This is a genomic window from Companilactobacillus versmoldensis DSM 14857 = KCTC 3814, from assembly GCF_001434295.1.
Taxonomy (GTDB): Bacteria; Bacillota; Bacilli; order Lactobacillales; family Lactobacillaceae; genus Companilactobacillus; species Companilactobacillus versmoldensis.
Window position 1 is genome coordinate 46,453 of record NZ_AZFA01000011.1, and the last position, 26,301, is coordinate 72,753.

The following is a 26,301-nucleotide window of genomic DNA, read 5'->3' on the forward strand; positions in this document are numbered from 1 at the left end:
TTGCTTGTCGTTTGCGCTCAATACCTGCACCACCTTAAAAAAACTAACCCTTTAATTATAGCAAATTTGTAATCAGGGAAACCTTAAATTCTCTTAATTATTGAAAAAATCAATCATTGCTAAAACTGGCTTATTGGCGTCAACTTCACATTTGATTCTTGATATAAAAAAGAAGTTCGACAACTATCGAACTTCTTAAGCATAAATCATTACTCAAAACTTGTCTAAAATTATTTTACAACGATGTTGACAATCTTGTTAGGAATAACGATTACTTTAGCAACATCTTTGCCGTCGATGAATTTTTGGATCTTTTCATCACTAAGAGCTAATTCTTTGATCTTCTCTTTGTCAGTATCCACAGGTAAACTCAACTTGTCACGTAGACGACCATTGACCTGGATGATCATTTCAACTGTATCAGAAACTAACTTAGATTCATCAAATTCAGGCCATTTGGCATAAGTGATCGATTCGTCATGACCAAATTTGCTCCATAATTCTTCCATCATATGTGGTGCAATTGGTGCCAACATCTTAACCAATCCTTCGGCATATTCTTTAGGAAGGCTGTCAGCTTTGTTGGCTTCATTAGTAAAGACCATCATTTGAGAAATCGCTGTATTGAAATGTAAGACCTCAAAGTCTTCAGTTACTTTTTTGACTGTTTCATTGTAGACCTTATATAGCTTACCATCATTCTTATCAGTCAAGAAGTCATCACGTACTGTATTATCGTCATCATTATTGATGAACAATCTCCAAACACGTTCCAAGAACTTGTTAGCTCCAGCCAATCCATCTTCTGACCAGGAAATCGAAGCATCCAATGGTCCCATGAACATTTCATAAAGCCTGAGAGTATCGGCACCATATGATTCAACAACATCATCAGGGTTAACGACATTCCCCTTTGATTTAGACATCTTTTCGTGGTTATCACCTAAGATCATCCCTTGGTTGAACAACTTTTGGAATGGCTCTTTCGTTGGTACGACGCCTAAATCATAAAGGACCTTATGCCAGAAACGTGCATAAAGTAAATGCAAGACAGCATGCTCTGCACCACCGATATAAAGGTCAACTGGCAACCATTGTTTCAATAAGTCATAGTCAGCCAATTTTTCATCATTATGTGGATCAATATATCTCAAGTAATACCATGAACTACCGGCCCACTGTGGCATTGTATTAGTCTCACGGCGACCTTTACGACCATTCTTGTCAACAACATTGACCCAGTCAGTTAGGTTGGCCAATGGACTCTCAGGAGTTCCCGATGGAGCAATATCACTATCAGCTGGTAATTCTAAAGGTAATTCATCTTCTGGTACTAAAGTAGTTTCGCCATCTTCCCAATGAATAACAGGAATTGGTTCACCCCAATATCTTTGTCTTGAGAACAACCAATCACGAAGCTTATAGTTAACTTTCTTTTTACCAATGCCCTTTTCCTCAAGGTAATCGACCATCTTGTCGATGGCAGCGTCTTTTTGAAGGCCATTCAAGAAATCAGAATTGATATGTTTACCTTCACCAGTAACAGCTTGGTTCTCAATATTACCTTCAATAACTTGTTCCATTGGTAAACCAAATTTCTTAGCAAAAGCATAGTCACGATCATCATGAGCAGGCACGGCCATAACAGCACCTGAACCATAAGTTACTAAAACATAATCTGAGATCCAAATAGGGATTCTCTTACCATTGATAGGGTTAATAGCATATGCACCGGTGAAAGCACCTGTCTTATCCTTGTTTAAATCAGTCCGATCAAGGTCAGACTTATGAGAAACTTCTTCTTTATATGCTTCAACGGCATCTTTTTGTTCAGGTGTGACGATTTTTTCAACTAATTCATGTTCTGGAGCTAAAACAACGTAAGTTACACCAAAAGCAGTATCTGGCCGAGTAGTGAAAACATCGATTGTTTGGTCAGAATTTTCCAACTTGAAATCGATCTCAGCACCAACTGAACGACCAATCCAGTTACGTTGCATTTCCTTGATAGATTCAGGCCAGTCGATCAAGTCTAAGTCATCTAATAAACGATCAGCGTAAGCTGTGATCTTCAACATCCATTGACGCATAGGCTTTCTAACAACTGGGTAGCCACCACGTTCAGTCTTTCCATCAATGACCTCTTCATTAGCAACAACTGTTCCTAAATCAGGACTCCAGTTGACCGGTACCTTAGCTTCATAAGCTAGACCCTTTTTGTACATTTGTTCAAAGATCCACTGAGTCCATTTATAAAACTTAGGATCAGTCGTTTGAACTTCACGGTCCCAGTCATATGAGAAACCAAGTGAATTGATCTGACGCTTGAAGTTATTGATGTTCTTTTCAGTGAATTCTGCAGGATTGTGACCTGTATCCAAAGCATATTGTTCAGCAGGCAATCCAAACGCATCGAACCCCATCGGATGTAAAACATTGAATCCTTGCATCCGCTTCATTCTAGCAACGATATCAGTTGCTGTGTAGCCTTCTGGATGTCCTACGTGCAAACCTTGTCCAGATGGATATGGGAACATATCGAGAGCGTAAAAATTCTTTTTGTTCTTGTCAGTTCCAGTCTTGAATGTTTGGTGTTCTTTCCAATACTTTTGCCATTTTTTCTCAACGACATTGTGATTGTATGACATATGTTTTCCTCCATAAAAAAAGTCCTATGATTAAAAATTAATCATAGGACGAATTATCGCGGTACCACCTAAGTTCCATATGTATTTAACATATGACTCTCAAAATCCGTAACATGGACTAGACGTGATCACTTACTATGAGTTCAGCAATCAAACTTAGTGGACGAGTTCAGTTGAACTAATTTATGCATTCACAACAACCATGCACTTTCTGAAAAATCAGAAACAACTTACTATTTCCTTTGAATTACATATTACAACTTTATCAGTTGTCCGACAACCAATAAATCTGACTTTAAATTATTAATTTGCTTCAACTGTTCGACAGTAATACCTGCTTGAGCAGCAAGACTTTGAATCGAATCACCATCTTTGACCGTGACACTATCACTTTTAGCAGTAGCTTCTGTCTTGGTAGTTTGAGTTTGGCTGTCATTAGTAGTCTGGGCAGCTACCGGTGTAGTTGAACTTTCAGTTTGTGAACTTGTAGAAGCATTACTATTAGCTGCACTTGCACTACTATCGTTATTATTTGTAGCCGTTGAATCATTCGACGATGAATAATCTGGCGTTGTTGTAGTAGTGGTTGTACTTGTCGTTGAACCAGTTGAATAACTTGGCGTCGATACTTCAGTCACAGCTGAATTATTAGTTGCATCTGAAGAACTGGATGAATTACTTGCTGTAGCTGGATAATTAGTCTCAGACGAGAAGTTTGGTGATGTGGCAGTTGTTGAACCAGTCGAGTTATTGACACTGACAGCAACATTTGCTGATGAATCAGACTTATCATACTTCTTAACACCATTAGTTTCATCTTGGACAATCACAGGTGCTTGTTTACCTTGATACATATCGTCGTTATCATCGACCGTTGAACTATCATTAGTTGTAGCATTTGTGCTGAGATCAACTGCTTGGACAGCGGAAGTCTCACTATTATTATCGTCATCGTCGCCAATAACTTTATTAACTATTAAAGTTTTACCTGGATAGACATAACTTGACGTCTTCAAGCCATTCAGATCCATCAAAGTTTGCAAAGAGATATTAAATTTATCAGCAACTGATTGCAAAGTATCTCCTTGGGCATAAATATAAGTCTGACTATTTGAGTCTTCATCAAGTGGTTCATCAAAACGAGTTAGATTATATTTCTCTATGATATTATTTAATTTATCCGCATAAGTCGTATCGGTAGCGTAACGGCCTGTCAAAAATGCTGTGGCATCTTTGTAGGAACTAGTATTGCTCTTCCAAGTACCGGCATAGATCTGTGGATTACCAGACACCCCACCACGTAGCAAAGAAACATAGTCTTCGAGAGACTCCTTATATGAAGGATATTTCTTGAAATCAGAATTGATGGAATACAAACTACCAGTTCCATCATCTTCTTGAGTCGCCATATTAACAGCGGTCCCTTTGTAAGAACCTTTGATACCAAACAAATTATAATTTGGTGAACTAGCTAAGCCACTAGTACCCCAGCCACTTTCGATCAAAGCTTGAGCAATCATGACTGATGCATACAAGTCATTATTTTCAGCCAATTTACGAGCTGTATTACCTAAGTAAGTGACAAAAGCTTGGTCACCGACACCCCGTGGGGTGATCATCCCTACTCCGGAATCTGTCGTATCATTCGTTGTGGCTGTTTGATCATCACTGTCAGTGGTATCAGCGAAAACTGGTTGAGTGGTCAATGCGGTACTTGCCTGAGCGGCTACTCCACCAAAAAATAATCCTGCCCCTAAAACAGTAACGTTTTTCTTCAAATTAGTATTTGCTAATTTTTTAGCATTCGAGTGAATCATTTGTTGCTCTTCTGCTTTACGTTGGAAACGTGAAACTTTCATATAAACAACACCCCTTTAAATACTCATGACACTATTATATTTCTTAAAGAAATTTTAAACAATATTAGAAGGTTAAAAAAATGAAAAAAAGCCACTTTTTAATTTCATCAGATATATTTTTGATAATAATATTTATTATCTGGACATTACTTGTTGCCAACAATTCCCAATTTATCAATGATTTTGACGATCTTGGAATCAGTCTGATCTATCAAAATCATAGCAATTCATTATTATTGTTCTTTCGCTCGCTAACTCAGGTCGGTGGAACGATCATGACAATCATAATTACGCTAATTTTCTTAGCCATACTCTCAGTAAAAAAGTATTACTACGCGGCTGCTTTCCTATTAACTAATAAGCTGTCAATGGTGATAGTAAATACGTTAATCAAACATTTGATTCAAAGGCCACGTCCTGATCAGCATCATTTCATGCTGGAATCAACTTACAGCTACCCGAGCGGTCATGCCTCGTCAGCTTTTAGTCTTTACATCCCACTACTGGTCATCGGGATATTTATCGTCAAAAAAATAGGTACCAAGATAATCATCTCTACTCTGGCTGTCTTGATGGCAATCATCATCGGTTACAGTCGAATATACCTGGGTGTACATTATCCCAGTGATATCATCGGTGCCTATTTATTAGCTGCGTTTATTTTAATTACAACGATTTATTTATTTAGAATGAAGAATATCTTTGTTCTTGATCTCAAGGGCATTCAACAGCAAAGCAATCACCAGCAAAATAGCTGATGCTACGTAGATATTGTGCAACCCACTGAATAAGATCTGTCGCATCTTTGGCAACAAATCAGTTGGTAACTGATTGGCCGTTTGTGGGTCGATCAATTTATTCATCATGTCGACAGTGATGTGTTTGTTTTGTGCTGCCCCATTAGCTAGTGCCATATTCAAGACGATTCCATAAACAGAAACCATCATTGATTGACCAATCGTTCTTAGTAAAGTATTGAAACTGGTAGCGACACCGACGTTTTCTGGTGGTACGACTGTTTGGGCAGTCACCGTGGTCGTGGTGATCGTCAAGCCAAATCCTAATCCAGCTACGGCTGCCAGTAATAGGAAATAGGTAAACGAAGTGCCAACGTGAGCCATCAATAAAGCAGTGTTAGCAATTGCTAAAAAGATCAAACTAATATAGATGATTCGATTGGGAGCAAATTTTTTCAAAAGTGTCCCGGCCCAAAATGAACCAAAAATCCAAACGACGGAACTTGGTGTAACAGCAAATCCCCCCATTGATGGGCTTAAGCCTAAAATTACCTGCATCCAAGTGGGAATGTAAGCTTCAAAGCCAATCAAAAATCCACTGATCAATAAGGCAATGACGTTTTGGATAACGAAAGTCTTATTTTTAAAGAGCTCGAGTGGCAAGATCGGATCAGCTACGCGCCGTTCGAAATGGATGAAGATGAAAACGGCGATGATCGAGACTAAGACAAGTCCAATCGGTAATAGTGGTGAACCTGTGCCGATATATTGTAGAGCCAACATGATTGGCAAGAGGACTAGGATCAATAAGACAGTCCCAACGTAATCGATTTTGACTCGATCGGCTTTTTCGACTTTTTCTTTAAAGAAGTACCAAATTAAGAACATTGTGATCAAGCCAACTGGTAAGTTGATCAAGAAGACCCAATGCCAACTTAATTGTTCAACGATGAATCCACCTAATAATGGTGCAATAACGGCAGCTACTCCCCAAGCTGATCCGTTCAGGCCTAATATCTTGGCCCGTTTCTCTAAGGGATAAATATCAGCAATAATCGTAAATGTTAATGGTTGGATGGCCCCAGAACCTAATCCTTGAACTACCCGAGAGAGGATCAAGGTCAACATTGAGTTGGATAAACTACATAAAACTGATCCGACTACAAACAGACCTAGTCCGAACAAAAAGACTGGTTTCCTTCCGATGATATCGGAAAGTTTTCCGTAAATTGGTGTTGATACAGCAGTCATCAGTAAATAAATTGAGAAGACCCAGTTCATTAAACTCACTCCGTGTAAACTACCAATGATAGTCGGCATGGCGGTTGAAACGATTGTCCCCTCAACAGCCGTCATAAATGTCGCGATAAAAACGGCGACCGTCACAATAACCACGTGTGACTGATTTTGTTTCTCTTTCATATTTCCTCCATAAAAAAAAGCGTCCTTTAAAGTATGAACTTTAAAGAACGCCTCTGTACTCGTTAACTAATCTTTAACCTTTGATAAAAATTCTTTGATTGAATCTACTTTATCTAAATGTTCCCAAGGTAAGTCAATATCTGTACGTCCAAAGTGGCCATAAGCCGCTGTTTGTTTGTAAATAGGTCTTTGCAGATCTAACATTTCGATGATACCTAATGGTCTCAAATCGAAATTGTGGTTGATGCACTTAACGATTTCTTCTTCTGAATATTCACTTGTACCAAATGTATCAACATGAATTGAAACAGGACGTGCAACACCGATCGCATAAGCGATTTGAATTTCAGCTTTTTTAGCAATACCAGCTGCTACTAAGTTTTTAGCAATGTAACGAGCAGCATAACTTGCTGAACGGTCGACCTTTGTGGCATCCTTACCTGAGAAGGCACCACCACCATGACGAGCAAAACCACCATATGTATCAACGATGACTTTCCGTCCAGTTAGACCGGAATCCCCTTCTGGTCCACCAATTACGAAACGACCAGTTGGGTTGATCAAATATTTAGTATTTTCATCAATCATATTAGCTGGAACAACTTGGTCGATAACATACTTTTTAATATCTTTCTTGATTTGATCAAGAGTTGCTTCTTCTTTGTGCTGAGTACTTAAAACAATCGTATCGATACGAACTGGCTTGTCATTCTCATCGTATTCAACGGTAACTTGTGACTTAGCATCAGGCATCAAATAATCGATTGTTCCATTCTTTCTAACTTCAGCAGTTTTGCGCATTAATTTATGTGCTAGTGAGATTGGTAAAGGCATATATTCTTTAGTTTCATCAGTTGCAAAACCAAAAACAAAGCCTTGATCCCCAGCACCGATTTGATCTAATGGATCGATGTCTTGGTCTGACTCTCTCTTTTCAAGAGCGTCATTGACACCTTGAGCAATATCAGGTGATTGTTCATCAAGTGCAACTAAGACAGCACAGCTTCCACCATCAAATCCGGGGTTGGCCCCATCATAACCAATTTCTTTAATAGTATTACGAACTACACTTTGGATATCAACGTAAGCAGTTGTTGATATTTCACCAACAACTAAAACTAATCCAGTTGTAACAGTAGTTTCGCAGGCAACACGAGCATTCTTATCTTGTTCTAAAAGTGCATCTAAAATTGAATCACTGATTTGATCAGCAATTTTATCTGGATGGCCTTCAGAAACGGACTCGGATGTAAATAAGTAATTCTTTGACATTAATTTTTTCCACCTTTCGGTTACAGGGCTTCTCCTTTGCAAATTGCAAAAGGATCCCATCAGGAACCTTTTATTAGATTACCACAAAAAAACATTATTTTCATAAAAAGATTGAATTGACGATTGTTGTCGACTCAATTACTATAAGTTCATATGTAAAGGAGCAACCAATGGACCAAACTAGAGTTAAGAATTTAATTAAATCATTAATTGAACTAATTAGTTTCCATATTTTTGCAGTTGGCTTTGTATTAACTCACCATTTACCAAGTACTGCAATCAATTATTATTTATTGGTACTGATTGCAATGATCGCCTTATATAAAGAATTCATGTTGCCATTGAAGCCTAATCAATTCTTCAGTGGCTTTTATTCACTGATTTTCATTTTAATTGCTGCATTTGGCTATAAATCAATGAATCCTTACGTGAGTATCCTGATCTTTGCGCAGCTTTTCTTTTTGTTCGTTACTAAATATATTCCGCAAAAATACAACTTAGCTTCGATAGTCATCAAAGATTTTGTCGTCCCTTGTTTCGTTTCGATTGCCATCTTGTTTTATTACGCTCATTTTATTTCGATCCATTTCGTCGTACCGTTACTTTTGGTCAACATCATAGCCATAATGATCACCTATTTTGATGGCGAAATGAATTCATATATTCAGATCATCGTAACTGCAGTCGCAACACTCATCTTATTTTTACTTGGATATTTAAATATCTTTTCGACGATTGCCGTAATTGCTTTCACGTTGATCACGGTCCTGTTGAAAATTTTCAACAAATTTGCTACCAACAATGTTGTCTATCGTTTTATCGGTAACATATTGTTGATCATCTAAAATTGGATAAATAAAAAGAGATATTTCATTTAATGAAATATCTCTTTTTTCTATTTAGTGGAGGATACAGGGATCGAACCTGTGACCTCCTGCTTGTAAGGCAGATGCTCTCCCAGCTGAGCTAATCCTCCAAATAGTGACCCCTACGGGATTTGAACCCATGTTACCGCCGTGAAAGGGCGGTGTCTTAACCACTTGACCAAGGGGTCATTTCTGCTTTCTTTCGTAAGCACAAGGAGTATTATATATTAAGTGGAATAGCAAAGGCAAGTAATTTTTATAATTTATTCAAAAAAGTTTGAGGTAATAAATTTGACGGATTTAGTAACGAAAACAAACGAGTTTTTTCAAACTCGATCAACTATCGAAACAGCCCAAGAGATGTTAGGTCACATTTTAACTTATGACTCTCCTAAAGGTAAAGTCTCTGGAATGATCGTTGAGACCGAAGCCTACTTAGGACCTGTTGACAAAGCTGCACACAGTTACGGTGGCCGTCGCTCAAAAGCTAATGACCCACTTTTTCAAAAAGGCGGAACGATTTATATCTACTCCATCCACAGTTGGTTGGACATGGATATCAGTCTTCAAGAAGCAGGTCTTCCAAACGGCGTTCTTATCCGCGGTGTCCAGCCCTTAGAAGGATTAGATATCATGGAAGAGAATCGTAAGAAAACTGGCTATGACGTTACAAATGGCCCTGCTAAATGGATCAGAGCTTTCGGGATCATGGATAAAGAACTTTCTGGTACGATGCTCAACGCTGGAAAATTCAATTTTGACTTAACCCACTCTAAAACACCAGAAAAAATAGAGGCAACTCCAAGAATCGGAGTTGCCAATAAGGAAGAATGGGCCGAAAAGAAAATGCGTTTCATTGTTTCCGGCAATCCTTACGTTTCTAAAATGTATAAACGCGACATGAATTTAAAAACACTTGGTTGGAAATAATCGTTAGCGATCACTCTTTGCCCGTAGCGCATATAAAATCGTCACCGTGTCAACCACTTCTTGTAATAAGGCACCAATGATCGTTGGTATTAGACCAAAAGCAGCGATAACCATCAAGACGATACAAATTATGATACCAATCAAAACTGCTTGCTTGGCAACACGCAAGGTATCATCAGAAATTTTCGCTACATCAGCAACCTTGCTGAGATCATCTTTTAAAACGACTGCGTCAGCTGATTCACTAGCTGCATTAGCACCCTTGTAACCCATCGCAATACCAACATCAGCTAAAGCTAAAGCCGGAGCATCATTAACACCGTCACCGACCATAATGATTGGCAATTTAGCTTTCGGAAATTGCTGAATGATCTTCACCTTATCAGCAGGCAAACTTGACGGATATGTTTTATTTATGCCAACTTCAGAGGCAACCGCAGAGGTTGTCTCTTTTTTATCTCCAGAAATCATCAAAATATCATTGAATCCTAGTTTCCGAAGTCTTGTTACCGTCTCCTTAGCCTCAGGACGAATCTGGTCAATTAAACTGTAGACACCAGCGTACTTATCATCAACTGACAAATAGACCGCTGATCCAGGAACCTTTTCAACCACTTGGTCAGTGACAAATTCAGCCGTACCCACTTTAATAATTTGACCATCAATTTCTCCAACGATTCCTTGTGCGGTAAATTCTTTGACGTTAGTCACCTCAGGGAGCGTCAACTTCTGATCCTCAGCAAAATTGACAATCGTTTGAGCCATGATATGACTCGAATTTTGTTCAACGGCAGCCGCATAAGCATAAATCTTTTTAGGGTCAAAACCAGTAACCACTTTGACTGCTTGAATAACCAACTTTCCTCTGGTGATCGTACCCGTCTTATCAAAAGCCATCGTTTTAGCAGAGGAGATTTTTTCCAGTGCCGTTCCTGATTTTACAATGATCCCATTACGACTACTGCGACTCATCCCTGAAACAAAGGCAATTGGTGCCGCCAAAATCAGTGGACATGGAGAAGCAACTACTAACACTTGAGCAATTCTGATGGGATCTTTTGAAACATACCAAGCAATGGCTGCAATAACATATGCAATGATCGTGAACGGTAGCGCATAACGGTCAGCAAGACGAACAAAATGTGCTGGATGAGTTTCTGACTCTTTAACTAATTTAACGATTGCCTGATACTCACTTTCAGAGGCGACCTTCTCTGCTTCGATTCTGAATGGTGTTTCCCCATTGATCGAACCTGACATAACATGTGAACCGGCAGATATTTGAACTGGCACTGATTCACCGGTCAAAGTTGATTCGTCGACTTCAGAATCACCAGAGATAACCACGGCATCCACTGGCACCTGCTCTTTAGGACGGACTAACAATTCATCCCCGACCTGAACTTCATCGACGTCGACATCAACCATCTCGTCATTTTTGAATACATGAGCGGTTGATGGCGAGTTATCCAGTAACGTTCTCAACTCACTTTTCGCCTTATTAGCAGCGTATTCTTCCAGGGTATCTCCGCCTGTCAGCATCAACAGAACGATCCAACCAGCCCAATATTCACCTAAAGCAATCGTGGCAACAATAGCAGTGATGGCTAATAGGTCGACACCAAAATTTCCCGTCTTCAAAACTTTGATCATATCAATGAACATTATCAAAGCTAAAATTATCCCTAAAACACTAATGATAACTTGAGCAAAGAAAGTCTGATGAAACAGAAATTGCAAAATAAAAGCAACGATTCCGATCCCCAAAGTCGTGAATAACTTTATTTTATCAGTATTCATATCGATGCCCCCTTCTGAATTCAGATTACCAATCTTACAATCAAAAAGAAATGTTTAAGTGAAATATTTCTCAATATTAACTATTTTATCAATTTTAGAAAATCAAAAAAAGCTGGTGACCTTGATTATAGTCATCAGCTTTTATTAGCTATTTAGCAATGGAACTAGGTTTTTTAGTTGGAGTCATTTGGTAAATTGGCGTTGTTCCTTGATAAACACCCTTCTCACCCAATTGATAAGTAACAATACACGAAGTGTAATTCATTAAAATATCCGGTTCCACATCCAATTGTGGACCATTTGCATTGATTTTTTGACAAGCCTTTTTATACATCTCGTCAGCAACATCAACTGCTAAATCCAAATCATCAAAATAAAATGATTTAGTCCCGATTCCATGAACTGCATAGACCTTATCGATATTTTGTTGAGCCATACCGTTTTGAGTTTTCAAGAAATCATCATGAGCATTTCTTGGCAGGCCTTCAACAATCGCAACCATTAATTTTTCACCAATATACTTGGTTTGGGCATCATAATCGGAACTTTGAATCTGTTTAATATTATCAGAAAAGTTATCTAAGGTAGCTTGATCTTTGAAAGAGATCCTCTGATCTCCAAAAGCTTGATCAACATTTAAGGAACTTAAAGGAACAGTAGTAGCACTTTCAACCAACCCCTTGAAACGTGCGTCATCAACTCGATTGTATTCAGTTAAATATGATTGATAACGTTGATTAGTCTCGACAACTCCAAAAGTGAATTCAAAATTCATTGCCATATATGGATCCATTTGAATGTCATCATCGAGATTATTTACTTCAGTAACTTTAAAAAATTCTGATTCTTTCATAACTGACCTCTTTAAAATAATTGTTTGGTACCTATACAAATAATTATATCAGTCTTAGCTTATTGGCGATATCAAAAGTGATTTTGAAAATCCTTGGCAAAATAAAAACAGACCCTTCAAGAACGTCTTGAAAGGTCTGCAATCAAACTTATTTATTGTATTAAATTTTTATACAAGAAATCACTAATTCACATGTACTAAATCATCAGCTACTAAACGCTCAGCAATTTGAACTGTATTCCATGCTGCACCCTTTAGTAAGTTGTCAGAAACGACCCACAAGTTGAAAGCACCCTTGTTTTCCAAGTCGGGACGGATCCGGCCAACAAAAGTCTCACGTTTGCCAGTAGCATTGATTGGTTGTGGGTAAATCTGGTTAGCTGGATCATCTTGTAAGACAGCTCCAGGAAAATCACTGACTGCTTGACGGATTTTCTCAACTGAAGCATTTTCATGATCAACAGTGTCGATCCAAATTGATTCACCATGACTGATAGGAACAGGTACACGGACACAAGTTGCTGTGACCTTAATATCAGGGGAATCCATGTCGTCTAACATGATTTTCTTAGTCTCATGGATCATCTTCCACTCTTCATGTGAGTACAAATTGTCTTCCAAGACATCGATTTGTGGAAGCAAATTGAAAGCTAATGGATAATGTTTCTTATCTCCCTTAGTTGGGAAAATTTCAGCCTTCATTTCTTTATCATCTAGAAAGTCTTGAGCCTCTTGTTTTAATTCATTGAGGGCTGATTGACCAGCACCAGAAGCAGCTTGGTAAGTCGAAACGATGATTTGTTTCAAACCAAACGCCCTTCTGATCGGTTCCAAGGCAACCATCATTTGAATAGTTGAACAATTTGGGTTGGCAATAATCCCGTGATGGTTGTAAAGTGCTTTTTCGTTAACTTCCGGAACAACTAACGGAACATCAGGTTCCATTCTAAAAGCACTAGTATTATCGACACAAACAGCTCCGCGTTTAACAGCTTCTGGCAATAATTTCTTTGAAACACTACCACCAGCTGATGCTAAAACAATGTCAACACCTTCAAATGATTCTGGTTTAGCTTCTTCAACGGTGACATCTTGACCCTTGAATTGTAAAGTCTTTCCAGCGGAACGGCTTGATGCTAATAATCTGACTTTTGAAACAGGAATCGATGATTGTTCCAATTGTTGGATCAATCTTGTTCCCACGGCACCTGTGGCACCTAAAATTGCGACTTCAAAACCTTCACTCATAGTTTTCATCCCTCGTATTTTGTTTAAAATTTATGCGTTTTGCTTTAAATTATCAGTAAATACTTTCAAGCGTTTCATAGCTTCTTTAATATCATCCATTGATGAGGCATAGGACATCCGGAAATGACCTTCCCCACCTTCACCAAAGGCGATACCAGGAGTTACCCCCACTTTACCTTCTTCAGCCAATTTTTCAGCGAATTCAACTGAGCTCAATCCAAATTCCTTAGGAATTTGGGAGAAGGTATAAAATGCTCCTTCTGGAAGCAATGTCTTGTAACCAATCTCATTTAATTGTTCAACAATATAATCACGACGTTGTTTATAAATATCACGCATTTCTTTAGGGTCATCCATCCCATTAGTCAAAGCTTCTTCAGCAGCATATTGAGCAGGATTAGATGGACAAGTTACTGTATATGCATGCATCTTACCGGCATTTTCCACAAAATCAGCAGGAGCGGCAACATAACCGATCCGGTAACCAGTCATCGCATGTGACTTGGATAAACCATTAACTAAAATAGTCTTTCCAGGTAACAATTCGACCATTGAAGTATGTTTGACTCCATATGTCAATTCTGAATAGATTTCATCTGTTAAAACATACATTGATTTACCTTTGATGACATCAACGATTTCTTCCAATTGTTCCTTACTGTATTCAAATCCAGTTGGATTACCAGGGAAGTTCAAGATCAAGGCTTTGACTTGATCCTCACCTTCACGATCGATAACTTCTTGTAATTTTTTACCAGTCAAACGGAAATTATCTGGTGTGGTATCGATCTGAACAGGAATACCGCCTAAAACCTTAATGATCGGAATATAAAGCGCAAAAGTTGGTGTTGGCACCAAAATCTTGTAACCAGGGTTAATTATGGCTGCAAGTGAAACAAAGATAGCTTCTGTTCCACCGATAGTAACGATAACTTCGTTTTCAGGATCGTATTTAACATTATAGCGAGTATTGATATAACCTGAAACAGCCTTTCTAAGGCTTAAAGTTCCCCGTTGCTCTGAGTAATGAGAATCATTATCTTCGATACTCTTGATGGCAGCTTGTTTAACATGTTCGGGAACATTGAAGTCTGGTTCACCTAAAGTCAATTTAATGATCCCAGGGATCTTCGAAAACTTTTGAGCAAAATATCTGATTTGAGAAATTCCCATTGGTGCAAGTGTTTGATTAACAACATTTTTAACAGTTGAATCTAATTTTGGCATTGATTTTATCTCCTAGAATTTTTCTTTAATTAATCAATTGTTTCTAATAATGAATCAGTGAATTTAGCTAAGCGACTAATACCCTCTTTAATGTCATCCATTGAAGTGGCATATGAAATTCCAAAGTAACCCTCACCTGCATCACCAAAAGCATCCCCAGGAACAACTCCTACGAGAGCTTCTTTAGCAAGACGACGACAGAATGTTTCTGAAGACAAATTGAATTTAGCCGGAATCTTTGGGAAAACATAAAAAGCCCCGTCTGGTTCAACCGTGTCGTAACCCAAATTGTTGAGTTGTTCAACGATATAGTCACGGCGTTTTTGATAAACTTTCCGCATTTCGATTGGATCATCCAACCCATTCTCTAAAGCCTCTTGTGCAGCATATTGAGCTGGGTTCGAAGGACAGGTTACCGTAAAGGAGTGGACCTTTGCAGCTTCGTCAACGAATCCTTTCGGAGCTGCGATATATCCGATCCGATAACCTATCATCGCATGGGATTTAGATAGTCCATTGATCAAGATAGTTTGACCGGGTAAAACTTTTGCAAAAGAAGTATGTTTTTCACCATAAACTAATTGACTATAAATCTCATCAGAAATGACCAATAGTGGTGTATCACGGATGACATCAGCTAAAGCTTCCAATTCGGCTTTGGTATAAACAACACCGGTCGGATTGCCTGGATAATTGATGATCATCGCTTTGGCACCTTTCCCTTCGTTAGCTAAAACTTCCTTCAATCTGTCAGGCGTGATCTTGAAATCGTCTTTTGAGGTATCAACTTCGACTGCTTGGCCGCCTAAAATAGCAATATCGTCCATGTAGATCGAGAAAGTTGGTGTTGGTACGATGACTTTGTCGCCAGGATTTAAAATCGTATAAAGTGAGGTATAAATTGCTTCAGTAGCACCAATCGTGACGATAACCTCTGTATCAGGATCATATTTAACATCATAATCGGTGGCTAAATAATTACTGATAGCTTTTCTTAGACCCGGGATACCTTTTTGAGGTGTGTAGTGAGATTCATTATCCTCAATACTCTTGACCGCAGCATCTTTGACATGTTCAGGTACATTAAAATCTGGTTCACCCAAAGTCAATTTAACGATACCAGGAATTCCCGCGATATCAGAGTTGAACATCAAAATCTTGTCATCTTCGATAGGTTTAACTAATTTATTTTCAATACTTGCAACACTTTTTGATAATTCTGGCATTACTGATCACCCCTCAATTTTCTATGCTAATTCATGTTCAAAATCTTCCGTAAATTTTTTGATCCGTTTAATAGCTTCCTTCAAATCATCCAAAGGAACCGCATATGAGATCCTAAAGTAGCTATCGCCACCCTTACCAAAAATACTACCAGGAATCACTCCAACACGAGCATCTTTTGCCAATTTTCTGGCAAAGCTCTCCGAATTGAGTCCAAATTCCTTAGGTATCTTAGGAAAGACGTAAAAGGCACCTTGCGGATTCAAAGTCGGATAACCTAAATCATTCAATTCTTTGACCAAATAATCACGACGCTGCTTGTAGATCTTACGGGTTTGAATTGGATCATCGAGGCCATTCTTTAAAGCTTCCTCGGCACCAAACTGAGCCGCATTAGTAGCAGCAGTAGTCGTGAACGCATGTAGTTTATCTGTTTCAGCTACAAAGGAAGCAGGAGCTGCAATATATCCAATTCGATAACCAGTCATTGAATGAGATTTTGAGACTCCATTGATCAAAATAGTTTGCTCTGGTAAGACGCTGGCAAAGGGAACGTGTTTAACGTCATAAACTAACTCACTATAAATTTCATCGCAGATCACGTAGATGCTCTTACCACGAATAACTGAAGCCAAATCTTCGATTTCAGCCTGATCATAAGCTACTCCTGTAGGATTACTTGGGAAGTTTAGGATCACTGCTTTAATATTATCCTCACCTTCTGAAGCAATCACGTCACGCAATCTCTGACTGTTCAACTTAAAATCATTGTCAGTCACGTCTACTTCGACAGGTACCCCGCCTAAAGCTTTGACAGTAGAAGCGTAAAAAGAAAAAGCTGGTGTGGGAATGATGACCTTGTCGCCGACATTGATGATCGAAGCTACGGAAAGATAAATAGCTTCTGTAGCACCGACTGTAACAATGATCTCTGATTCGGGATCATAAGTTAGGTCATAGCGTGAATTCAAGTAATTACTGATGGCTTGTCTTAAACTATCGAATCCCTTTTGTGGTGAATAATGGGAATAATTGTCTTGAATACTCTTGATGGCAGCTTGTTTAACATGCTCAGGTGTATTGAAATCTGGTTCTCCGACAACTAATTTGATCGTACCGGGGTACTTTGAAAACTCCTGATTAAATAAACGGATCTTGTTATTTCCTATGGTTTTTAAAAATTTATTCTCAACGTTTTGTAAACTCTTTGCTAGTTCTGGCATTTGGCTCCACCTACTTATTATATGATTTTTTCTAGGCCAACCACCAGTTCATCTCGTTTCATGACTTCGGTGATGGCAATGCGAACGCCCTTCATAAACGAATTGCGATCGGTCGTACTCTGTTTAATCGTAAGTGTTTCACCTTGTCCACCAAAGACCACTTCTTCATCAGCTACAAAACCTGGTAAACGGACCGCATGGATCTTGATCCCGTGGTAATCGCCGCCACGAGCACCAATCTTGTCCTGCTCGTTTTTATTGTTAACTTGATCCTTTTGTTGAACATCATGGATCAATTTAGCGGTATTCATAGCTGTTCCTGAAGGAGCATCCAATTTATCTTCGTGATGAAATTCCAGGATCTCCGAATGATCAAAATACTTGGCAGCAACTTGAGCAAATTTCATCATCAACACAGCTGAGACGCCAAAGTTTGAGGCAATGATGCCACCAAGCTTTTTATCATCAGCAAGCTTTTTCAACTCAGCAATTTGGTCTTCACTCATCCCACTAGTACCGATGACTGGTTTAATATTGTGCTCAATTGCAAATTTTGTATTGTCAAAGACCGCTGATGGAATACTGAAATCGATCCAAATATCGGCATCGACATCAATTTGTGAATAGTCATTATAAACTTTGACTGAACTATCCAAATCATAATCAGCTGGATCTTGACTTTTGGCAACGGGGTTAAAAACAGCGACTAATTGTAGGTCATTCTCCCCGTTGATCATGGCCAAAACTTTTTGACCCATAGAACCTGTAAATCCTGAAACAATAACTTTTATCACGACTTTGCCTCCTCCAAATCTAATGCTTGATACAACTTGTTCTTTTCCTCATCGTTCAGTGGCAGAATTGGTAAACGACAAGTACCTACATTATAACCTCGATCGTTCAAAACTGCCTTAACAGGTGATGGTGATGGATACATAAATAATGCTGCCATCTTTGGGGTGAGAAATCTTTGTAATTTGCCAGCACCTAAATAGTCGCCATCTTCAAGCTTCTGATACATCGTAGACATCTCATTGCCATAAATATGAGCTGCAACCGAGATAACACCGTTGGCTCCAATAACTTTTGCAAATAGGGCTTGGGCATCCTCACCACTGTAGACAAGAAAATTGTCAGCCGAATTCTCAACGATATATTGCAAGTCTTCCATAGTATTGCATTGCTTTACGCCAGCGATATTTGGATATTGTGATAATTCAACAACAGTTTCCTTAGCCATCAGGACACCTGTCCGGCCAGGAATGTTGTAGATAATGATAGGGATACCTGAAGCGTCAGCAACAGCTTGGAAGTGTGCCTTCATCCCTCTTTGATTAGGCTTGTTGTAATAAGGAACCACTACCAAAGCCATATCGATACCTTCAATTTTTGAAAGTTTGTTAACAAAGTCGATCGTACCTTGAGTATCGTTACTACCAGCACCAGCAATAATTGGTACACGACCATTAACAATCTCAGCAAACTTAGTATAAAGTTCCAGTTTTTCGGCTTCACTCAAAGTAGGTGTTTCACCTGTAGTACCGCCGATGACAAAGCCTTTTGAGCCTGTCTCCAATAGATGATTGGTCAAATTTTCCAATGCATCGAAATTGATCTCGGTCCCTTCGTCATTAAACGGAGTAATAATAGCTGTCATTAAATCTACATTTTCAAACATAATATTCTCCTTTACATATTCATTCGATATTTTAAGAATCCTTTGAAGGCTTCAACACCATCAATTATTGCCTCTTCATGTGGCAAGAAATCTGTTGAATGTAAGGCACCCGGACTGGCAACTCCTAACCAAAACATCGTTCCAGGGAATTTCGATAATAAGTAACCAAAATCCTCACCTGTCATGGCTGGTGCAGTCTCCTGAAATTTAACATTTTCATTATTTTGCATATAATCAATAAAATTCTTCGTCAATGCTGGGTCATTTTCAACTGGATAATAACCACCTTGATTGAATTCAACTTCGATCTGACAATTGAATGAAGATTCTAGTCCTTTGGCAACATCCATGATCCGTTGGCGGATATATAAGATCATTTCTTGATTCAAACCCCGAATTGTACCTTCAATTCGAGCCTTTCCAGCGATGATATTTCGGATCGTACCAGCTTCTAATTTACCGAAGGTGATCACCCCACATTTAACTGGATCGATGCTTCGTGAAATAATCGTTTGAACTTGTTCGATGAAATTCGCGGCAATCACAACTGCATCATTTGCCTTATGAGGATAAGCGGCATGACCACTCATCCCATGAATAGTGACATTAACTTCAGTGGTTCCAGCGAATAAGGTACCATTGCGGCATCCGATGATTCCGGTTGTCAAATCGGCATTATCATGTAAACCATAAAATTCATCTGGTCGATATTTTCCACTGAACAATCCTAAATCATAGGCTTGTTTACCACCACTCTCAGCTTCTTCAGCTGGTTGAAAGAAAAACAATAAATTATCACTAGGTTGGTTTTCAGCAAAATAACTGATCAAACCTAAAGCCACTGTCATATGAAGATCATGACCACAAGCATGCATGATGCCTGGATTGACTGAACGATAATATAAATCATTTGTTTCCATTACTGGTAGAGCATCCATATCTGCTCGATAACCAATCGTTCTTTTTGGTGCACTCCCAATTATCCTAACAAAAAGTGCTGTTGGTAACTCTGAAAACTCTTTGATTTCTAAAAAGTCTTGTGGAAATTCAGAAATTTTATTTTTTAAATACTCATGGGTCTGAACTTCTTTTAACGCTAATTCCGGTATCTTGTGGAGGTCACGCCTGATATTTATTAAATCTTCACCTGTTAAACTCATTTTTTACAGCTTCCTCAATGTGTTTTCAATATGTGTTTTATCGGTAGTCTTTTGATCTTTTACTTTGAGAAGTTTAGCTGGAACGCCAGCAACAACTTCATTAGCTGCAACATCTTTAGTTACAACTGCTCCAGCACCAACGACCGCATTATCACCGACTTGAACCCCTTCAAGGACGACTGCATTTGCACCAACAGTTACGTTATTACCAATTCTGACTGGATCAGCTGAAGCTGGTTCAATAACTCCAGCTAAAACGGCGTTTGCACCAATGTGAGAATTCTCTCCAACAATCGCACGACCACCTAGGACAGCCCCCATATCGATCATTGTTCCCTTGCCAATCTCAGCTCCAATATTGATAACAGCTCCCATCATGACAACTGCATTATCACCAATCTCAACTTGGTCACGGATGATTGCGCCTGGTTCAATTCGCGCATTAATTTTTTTAATGTCCAGCAATGGTACAGCTGAATTTTGTGCGGCAGTTTCCAAGTAATAATCTTCGACTGCGGAATTTTTTAATAATGGTTCGATTTCTTTATAATCTCCGAAAAGGATCCCGAAAGCTTTCGTTGAAAAATCTTGAACATCTTTAGGAATATCTAATTTGGAAAGATCTCCTTTAATATAGGCCTTAACTGGTGTAGCTTTCTGCGAATTACCAATAAAATCAATAATTTCTTGTGCATCCATTTTTGTCATCAATATTCCTCCAAAATTATAGGTAACTTTTATCTAATTTGATCAAGTCAGCAAAGCTTTCTCTCTCTATTACTAACTTATCTTGTCCATTTTCAGCGAAGACCACTGCAGGTCTAGGATTCAAATTATAATTCGATGCCATTGAATATCCGTAGGCTCCAGTATCGAGCATTGCAACGATATCTCCTGGCACGAGTGCTGGAAATTTCTGTTTATCGATTAAGATATCACCAGACTCACAATACTTACCGGCTAAGTGATCGACTTCCGTCAATTCAGCCTTCATTTTATTAGTAACGACTGCTTCATATTTAGCTTGATAAAGTGCTGGGCGAATATTGTCACCCATCCCTCCGTCAACGTTGATGTAAGAAGTCATTCCCGGGATATCTTTTCTTGATCCAACTGTATAAAGATTAAAACCAGCCGGTCCAACGATTGAACGTCCAGGTTCGATCCAAACTTCTGGTAAAACTAAATCAGCTTTTTGTGTTGCTTCCTTTAAAGTAGTAATAATTTTATTAATAAATATATCTGGTCCGATTGGTTCATCTTCATCGGTATAGCTAATTCCAAAGCCACCACCGAGATTCAATATTTCTGGTTTATATTCAAATTCTTTTTTCCATTCAGCTGAGATATCGACCATTTTCTGGGCTAACATTTCAAATCCTTGAACCCCAAAAATTTGTGAACCTATGTGAGCGTGGATACCAATCAACTTCATTTCTGGAATGGCAAGAACTTGCTTTAAAGCTTTTTTATCCTGTCCTGATTCAACGTCGAAACCAAATTTGCTGTCGACTTGTCCGGTCTGATCATACTTATGAGTATGAGCGGAAATTCCTGGGGTCAACCGCAACATGACATTGATTGAAGTATGTTTTTCTTGAAGGACTTTCTTTAATAATTCAATTTCTAGAAAGTTATCGAGAATGACGACGCCAATGTGATTGTCAACTGCCATTTCCAATTCCTGATAAGATTTGTTATTACCGTGAAAGCTGATCTTGTCAGCTGGAAAACCTGCCTTTAATGCGGTGTATAACTCACCGCCAGAAACGACATCAGTGTGCAGGCCTTCTTGTTTAAGGACTTGGTACATCCCGATAGCGGCGAAGGCTTTGCTAGCATAACTGATTTCATACTTCAAGCCGCTTTCATCAAAGCTAGATTTAAATCGTTTGATCTGTTGGCGAATCTTTTCTACGTCATATACGACTAATGGCGTGCCATACTTATGAGCCAATTTTACTGAATCAACTCCACCAATAATTAAATGGTTTTGATCATTTGTCTTTAGTTCACTGCTAATCATAAATTTAATCTACCTTTTTTTGGACTCAATGAATAGTGAGATAAAAAAAGACCTCTTTGCTTACACTAAACAAAGAGATCCAAGAATCGAAATTTATTCTGCATCATATTTGTCGTAAGCGCACCGTAGCCGACATTTTTGCTACGACAGTCCATATCATATTATTGATAAGTCCCAGCACACTAAGTTCTGTACAACCTAGCGCTTCGGCAACATCCCCTTTAAACAAGTTCTTCGTTCATACAGGAACTCCCTTGCGTACTCATGTCTGTTGCAACCTCTATTCATTTGTTGATTTAAACATTATAACAAGTCTAATAATTCGTCAAGTCTATTTGAGTAAATTAGAGTAATTTTCTAACTTTCAATATAAACTACTTGATTTACCACGCAAAGATGCTAAAGTTTTCATTAAAAACATATTAATTTTCAGGATATTTATGAGGTGATTTTAGTGAAAGTAGTTAAGTTTGGTGGTAGTTCACTCGCCACAGGGGAGCAATTTAATAAAGTTATCGATATCATTTCTGATGACTCAGATAGAAAGGTGATCGTAACCTCTGCTCCAGGAAAACGTTTTGATGGCGACATCAAAGTGACCGATCTGTTGATCGATTACGCTCAAAAAGTCTTACAAAAAAAAGATCACCATGCAACATTGGATTCCTTGATCCAACGTTATCAGGAAATCAGTGATTACTTTGAACTAGAAAATAGCACCATCGATACCATTAAGCAAAAATTATCGTCGCTTGCTACCGAAAAGTTTTCCGACGATGACCACCTCATGGCTGCCTTCAAAGCACATGGTGAATACATGAACGCTATTATGCTGGCAGCAATTTTGAACAAAAAAGGAATTCCCGCCAAATTCTTGGACCCTAAGGATGCTGGTTTCCTCGTCGGTGGCGAACCTAATAATGCTGACGTCCTGGAAGATACTTATTTGAATTTGAGTAAATATAAATTTGACGAGCAACGAGTGGTCTTTCCCGGGTTCTTTGGTTACAGTGAGGACGGTTCGATCTACACTTTCACTCGTGGTGGTTCAGATATCACCGGTGCCATCTTGAGCCGTGGTTTTAAAGCTGATCTTTATGAAAACTTTACCGATGTCGATGCTATCTACGTGGCCAATAATCACGTGGTCGATCATCCGGCAGCAATCACGAAGATGTCCTATCGTGAGATGCGGGAACTATCTTATGCTGGTTTTTCTGTCTTTCAGGATGAGGCCATCATTCCCGCGGTTCAGGGTCAAGTTCCGGTCAATGTTAAAAATACCAACAACCCGAGTGCTCCCGGGACTTTGATCGTACCGGAGCAATTTTTATTCAATCCAGCCAATCCAATTACTGGTATTGCTAGTTCAAAACGTTTTTCCGCCTTATACTTACACCGTTACTTACTGAATAAGGAAGTCGGTTTTACTCTACAACTACTAAAGATTTTTTATCGGTATGGTATTTCCTATGAACACATGCCTTCTGGTATTGATGATTTAACAATCATCTTCGATCGGAGTAAGCTTTCTAAATCAATGATCAAGGATCTTTGCAATGATATCAAAGAAACACTCGACCCTGATTATATTGAATGGATCGACGATTATGCTATTATAATGGTCGTAGGTGAAGGAATTGCCCATACAGTTGATACAATGGGTAAAATCATCGATTCCTTAACAGAAAACAATATCGCAATCCATATGATCAACCAAGGTGCATCACGTATCTCGATCATGATCGGTACCCGGATGAAAGATGCCGATAAAGCCGTTCGTCATATCTACGATACATTTTTCAATAATAGTGATGAGGTGGAATAAATGGTCCAATTATTACAAGTTCACGGTTCTGAGAACAGATTCTTTATTCTCGACCAAACACAATTAAAAACACAACTGACTGATGCAGAACTCAGCTCTTTAGCAATTGAGATCTGCGACGAAAATACTGGTATCTTAAACGGTGCCGATGGGGTCTTAGTAATTAACGACCCTAAGGATAAAAATTGCTTAGGACAAATGAGAGTCATCAATGCCGATGGTTCTGAGGCCAAGATGTGTGGCAATGGATTAAGAACTGTCAGTCGTTATTTATCAGAGAAATTCCAACAAGACTCATTCTCTGTTGAAACGATAGAAACAAACCTGCATGTCGAAAAGTATCCAGATTTAGCCAATAACGTCCCAGCTTTTAGTGTTGAAATATCTCCAATTTCTTTCAAAGCTGAAGATCTTCCGTTCAAATATAACGATATGTCAGAAATGATCAATCAAAAGATCCCCGAATTTTTACCTGGTTACACTTTTACTGCCATTGCTGTACCGAATCCTCATTTGATCAGCTTTGTTGACGAAGTTGATCCTGAAGATCTTGGTAGTCTAGGTAAGTACTTAAATGATCCGAATCCTTACTTCCCCGAAGGAGTAAACGTCAGTTTTGCATCAATTCTCGATAACAACAAACTGTTTGTCCAAACATATGAGCGTGGCGTAGGATTCACCAATGCTTGTGGAACGGGCATGTCCGCCACTTCCCTAGCATTCGCATTACTTCACCCAGCTGATTTTGATGAAAATAAAGAAATCAACGTCCGCAATCCCGGTGGTATGGTCAAAACAAAAATAACTTTAAATGACCCGAAAGAAACAAGTCAGATACATTTGATCGGTAATGCAACCTTTACCCATACCATAGAACTCGAAGAAAAAGATCTTCATCAGTTGAACTTCGATGATATCAAAGTCGAAGATACCGGTGAAGAAAACGATTATCAAGAATTTGTTAAACAAGTAGTTAAATAACTAAAATAGCGCCTAATTCAGAAAATGAATTAGGCGCTATTTTTTTACTTTTGTTTAACTTTAATTTTCATGTATAATAATATTTATCCATATTTTATATTAATAAAGATGGATTTCTACTCTAGTTTTAATTGGTTTTAAAAAATAACTAATATCCTGCTATATTTTAATAACTAATATTCCTAAACATAATGCTAACAGTAAAATACTGTACTACATATTTCTTAGAAATAACAAAAAAAATACAACATCGATAAGATAGTGATTAATAAAACCTATATTGTTTTCCTAGTCCAGATCCTGAAGACTGTAAAAGCTTAAATATAGGGAGTGTATACACATGGGAAGACAATATAAAGCAAAGAAGCCGTTACTTAAGAGATGGTGGTTCTGGGTAATAGCTGTATTTGCAATAATATTTGTACTAGGGAATTTGGCACCAGAATCTACAAGCGGCAACAATGAACGTGCATCTAATTCTAAAACGGTCACTGAAAAAAAAGAAACAAAATCTGATAAAGAAGCTGGAATTACCGAGGATCAATATAATTCTATTCAAATTGGTGATAATGGTGATTCTAAAGAAAAAATAACATCAATGTTTGGTTCTGCAGACTCAACTTCTAATTCATCAATCGGTAACACCAGTTCTGAACTTTATATATGGAATGATGTTGCCGGTGGAGGTGTTGTTTCTAACGTTTCCGTGTCTTTTATAAATAATCTTGCCAGCAGCAAAAGTATCTCCGGACTAAAAGTTGATCGCAAAAAAATCTCTTTGGCAGATTTCAATTCCATCCAAAATGGCCAATCAGAGGATGATGTAATCAACATACTAGGAAAACCAAATAGTTTGAATGAAAGTTCAATTATGGGTACTTCAACTAAAATTCTTTCATATACCTCCAATATATCTGGAGATTTAGGAGCTAACTTTAATGTAACCATTAGTGATGGTGCGGTTAGTGGAAAAAGCCAAGCAAGTATGAGTTAAATTTTTTTAATTTTATAACTTAATATTATCAACAACGCCTAATTCAAAATTTGAATTAGGCGTCTTTTATTTGGCCAAAGCTAAGTATTGGATCAAATAAATGATAACAAAAAAGCTTCATCAGACATATGTCTAATGAAGCTAAATTGGGAAAAATTACTTTAAAATGTCGAATTCTAAGCGGAGAATAAGGGATTTGAACCCTTGATACAGGTTAAAACCCGTATACATGATTTCCAATCATGCTCCTTCAGCCACTCGGACAATTCTCCGTAATTTTACTGACAATATAAGGTAATTTGAAAACTCCGGATGTCAGACTCGA

21 protein-coding genes, 3 tRNA genes, 2 riboswitches and 1 other annotated feature are annotated in these 26,301 nt (G+C 38.4%); of the genes, 6 read left to right on the forward strand and 18 right to left on the reverse strand.

The genetic code is table 11. From position 1 onward, the window contains the following. Positions 1–230: 230 nt before the first annotated feature. Positions 231–2,648 carry a leucine--tRNA ligase gene (gene leuS / locus FC27_RS07010; protein WP_010623404.1) on the reverse strand — a complete coding sequence of 806 codons (2,418 nt, stop codon included), beginning with the start codon at positions 2,646–2,648 and terminating at the stop codon, positions 231–233. A gap of 41 nt (positions 2,649–2,689) precedes the next feature. Further along, positions 2,690–2,905: a binding site (T-box leader), on the reverse strand. Continuing rightward, the gene (locus FC27_RS07015) at positions 2,903–4,507 is read right to left on the reverse strand and encodes a glucosaminidase domain-containing protein (protein ID WP_010623403.1); all 1,605 of its coding nucleotides are present in this window, start codon (positions 4,505–4,507) and stop codon (positions 2,903–2,905) included. (Overlaps the previous feature by 3 nt.) 275 nt (positions 4,508–4,782) lie before the next feature. On the opposite strand from FC27_RS07015, the gene FC27_RS07020 reads away from it, so the two are divergent. Continuing rightward, positions 4,783–5,265, forward strand: a complete 483-nt coding sequence (locus FC27_RS07020; protein ID WP_076613314.1) for a phosphatase PAP2 family protein — start codon at positions 4,783–4,785, stop codon at positions 5,263–5,265. On the opposite strand, the gene FC27_RS07025 is transcribed toward FC27_RS07020, so the two are convergent. Next, positions 5,188–6,666, reverse strand: coding sequence for an MDR family MFS transporter (locus FC27_RS07025; RefSeq protein WP_010623401.1), 1,479 nt, complete (start codon positions 6,664–6,666; stop codon positions 5,188–5,190). The two genes, FC27_RS07020 and FC27_RS07025, sit on opposite strands and share 78 nt — an antisense overlap. Positions 6,667–6,732: 66 nt before the next feature. Continuing rightward, positions 6,733–7,938 carry a methionine adenosyltransferase gene (metK, locus tag FC27_RS07030; protein WP_010623400.1) on the reverse strand — a complete coding sequence of 402 codons (1,206 nt, stop codon included), beginning with the start codon at positions 7,936–7,938 and terminating at the stop codon, positions 6,733–6,735. Continuing rightward, a riboswitch (SMK box riboswitch) is annotated at positions 7,936–8,017 on the reverse strand. (Overlaps the previous gene by 3 nt.) 91 nt (positions 8,018–8,108) lie before the next feature. On the opposite strand from metK, the gene FC27_RS07035 reads away from it, so the two are divergent. Then, positions 8,109–8,783 (forward strand): hypothetical protein, encoded by a 675-nt coding sequence (locus FC27_RS07035; RefSeq protein ID WP_010623399.1) that lies wholly within the window; start codon positions 8,109–8,111, stop codon positions 8,781–8,783. Between the two features lie 58 nt (positions 8,784–8,841). On the opposite strand, the gene FC27_RS07040 is transcribed toward FC27_RS07035, so the two are convergent. Together FC27_RS07040 and FC27_RS07045 are read right to left on the reverse strand one after the other, a co-directional pair. After that, positions 8,842–8,914: transfer RNA gene (locus tag FC27_RS07040), tRNA-Val, on the reverse strand. 6 nt (positions 8,915–8,920) lie between these two features. Continuing rightward, positions 8,921–8,992: transfer RNA gene (locus tag FC27_RS07045), tRNA-Glu, on the reverse strand. A gap of 103 nt (positions 8,993–9,095) precedes the next feature. Between FC27_RS07045 and FC27_RS07050 the strand changes: the two genes are divergently transcribed. Then, a complete protein-coding gene (locus FC27_RS07050; RefSeq protein WP_010623398.1) occupies positions 9,096–9,734 on the forward strand; it encodes a DNA-3-methyladenine glycosylase in 639 nt (212 codons plus the stop codon). 3 nt (positions 9,735–9,737) lie between these two features. Here the strand turns inward: FC27_RS07050 and FC27_RS07055 are convergent, their stop codons facing one another. The 11 genes from FC27_RS07055 to lysA all read right to left on the reverse strand — a co-directional run bounded on the left by FC27_RS07055 (position 9,738) and on the right by lysA (position 22,173). Continuing rightward, a complete protein-coding gene (locus FC27_RS07055) occupies positions 9,738–11,534 on the reverse strand; it encodes a heavy metal translocating P-type ATPase (RefSeq protein WP_010623397.1) in 1,797 nt (598 codons plus the stop codon). Positions 11,535–11,682: 148 nt separating this feature from the next. Continuing rightward, the gene (locus FC27_RS07060) at positions 11,683–12,387 is read right to left on the reverse strand and encodes a hypothetical protein (protein WP_010623396.1); all 705 of its coding nucleotides are present in this window, start codon (positions 12,385–12,387) and stop codon (positions 11,683–11,685) included. A 183-nt stretch (positions 12,388–12,570) separates the two neighbouring features. Continuing rightward, complete coding sequence (locus FC27_RS07065; protein ID WP_010623395.1) at positions 12,571–13,635, reverse strand: aspartate-semialdehyde dehydrogenase; 1,065 nt, start codon at positions 13,633–13,635, stop codon at positions 12,571–12,573. Positions 13,636–13,665: 30 nt separating this feature from the next. Then, on the reverse strand, positions 13,666–14,862 hold the full coding sequence (locus FC27_RS07070; RefSeq protein WP_010623394.1) for an aminotransferase class I/II-fold pyridoxal phosphate-dependent enzyme: 1,197 nt from the start codon (positions 14,860–14,862) through the stop codon (positions 13,666–13,668). A gap of 29 nt (positions 14,863–14,891) precedes the next feature. After that, positions 14,892–16,088, reverse strand: a complete 1,197-nt coding sequence (locus FC27_RS07075; protein ID WP_010623393.1) for an aminotransferase class I/II-fold pyridoxal phosphate-dependent enzyme — start codon at positions 16,086–16,088, stop codon at positions 14,892–14,894. A gap of 21 nt (positions 16,089–16,109) precedes the next feature. After that, positions 16,110–17,309 carry an aminotransferase class I/II-fold pyridoxal phosphate-dependent enzyme gene (locus tag FC27_RS07080; protein WP_010623392.1) on the reverse strand — a complete coding sequence of 400 codons (1,200 nt, stop codon included), beginning with the start codon at positions 17,307–17,309 and terminating at the stop codon, positions 16,110–16,112. A 17-nt stretch (positions 17,310–17,326) separates the two neighbouring features. Continuing rightward, positions 17,327–18,103: a 4-hydroxy-tetrahydrodipicolinate reductase gene (gene dapB, locus FC27_RS07085; RefSeq protein WP_010623391.1), complete on the reverse strand. Its 777-nt coding sequence runs from the start codon at positions 18,101–18,103 to the stop codon at positions 17,327–17,329. Continuing rightward, entirely contained in the window at positions 18,100–18,987 is an 888-nt protein-coding gene (dapA, locus tag FC27_RS07090) for a 4-hydroxy-tetrahydrodipicolinate synthase (RefSeq protein ID WP_010623390.1), read from the reverse strand. Before dapA ends, dapB begins: the two co-directional genes overlap by 4 nt. An 11-nt stretch (positions 18,988–18,998) precedes the next feature. After that, positions 18,999–20,147 carry an N-acetyldiaminopimelate deacetylase gene (locus tag FC27_RS07095; protein WP_010623389.1) on the reverse strand — a complete coding sequence of 383 codons (1,149 nt, stop codon included), beginning with the start codon at positions 20,145–20,147 and terminating at the stop codon, positions 18,999–19,001. Between the two features lie 3 nt (positions 20,148–20,150). Further along, positions 20,151–20,855 carry a 2,3,4,5-tetrahydropyridine-2,6-dicarboxylate N-acetyltransferase gene (gene dapD / locus FC27_RS07100; RefSeq protein ID WP_010623388.1) on the reverse strand — a complete coding sequence of 235 codons (705 nt, stop codon included), beginning with the start codon at positions 20,853–20,855 and terminating at the stop codon, positions 20,151–20,153. Between the two features lie 16 nt (positions 20,856–20,871). Then, positions 20,872–22,173 (reverse strand): diaminopimelate decarboxylase, encoded by a 1,302-nt coding sequence (gene lysA / locus FC27_RS07105; RefSeq protein ID WP_010623387.1) that lies wholly within the window; start codon positions 22,171–22,173, stop codon positions 20,872–20,874. Between the two features lie 109 nt (positions 22,174–22,282). Further along, a riboswitch (Lysine riboswitch) is annotated at positions 22,283–22,464 on the reverse strand. A gap of 163 nt (positions 22,465–22,627) precedes the next feature. Here lysA and FC27_RS07110 point away from each other — a divergent pair. From FC27_RS07110 to FC27_RS07120, 3 genes are all read left to right on the forward strand, one after another. Next, entirely contained in the window at positions 22,628–24,001 is a 1,374-nt protein-coding gene (locus FC27_RS07110) for an aspartate kinase (protein WP_010623386.1), read from the forward strand. Then, a complete protein-coding gene (gene dapF, locus FC27_RS07115) occupies positions 24,002–24,982 on the forward strand; it encodes a diaminopimelate epimerase (RefSeq protein WP_010623385.1) in 981 nt (326 codons plus the stop codon). It abuts the gene before it with no gap. A gap of 340 nt (positions 24,983–25,322) precedes the next feature. Then, positions 25,323–25,976, forward strand: coding sequence for a DUF3862 domain-containing protein (locus tag FC27_RS07120; RefSeq protein ID WP_010623384.1), 654 nt, complete (start codon positions 25,323–25,325; stop codon positions 25,974–25,976). A 181-nt stretch (positions 25,977–26,157) separates the two neighbouring features. On the opposite strand, the gene FC27_RS07125 is transcribed toward FC27_RS07120, so the two are convergent. Further along, positions 26,158–26,248, reverse strand: a tRNA-Ser gene (locus tag FC27_RS07125). Positions 26,249–26,301 lie beyond the last annotated feature (53 nt).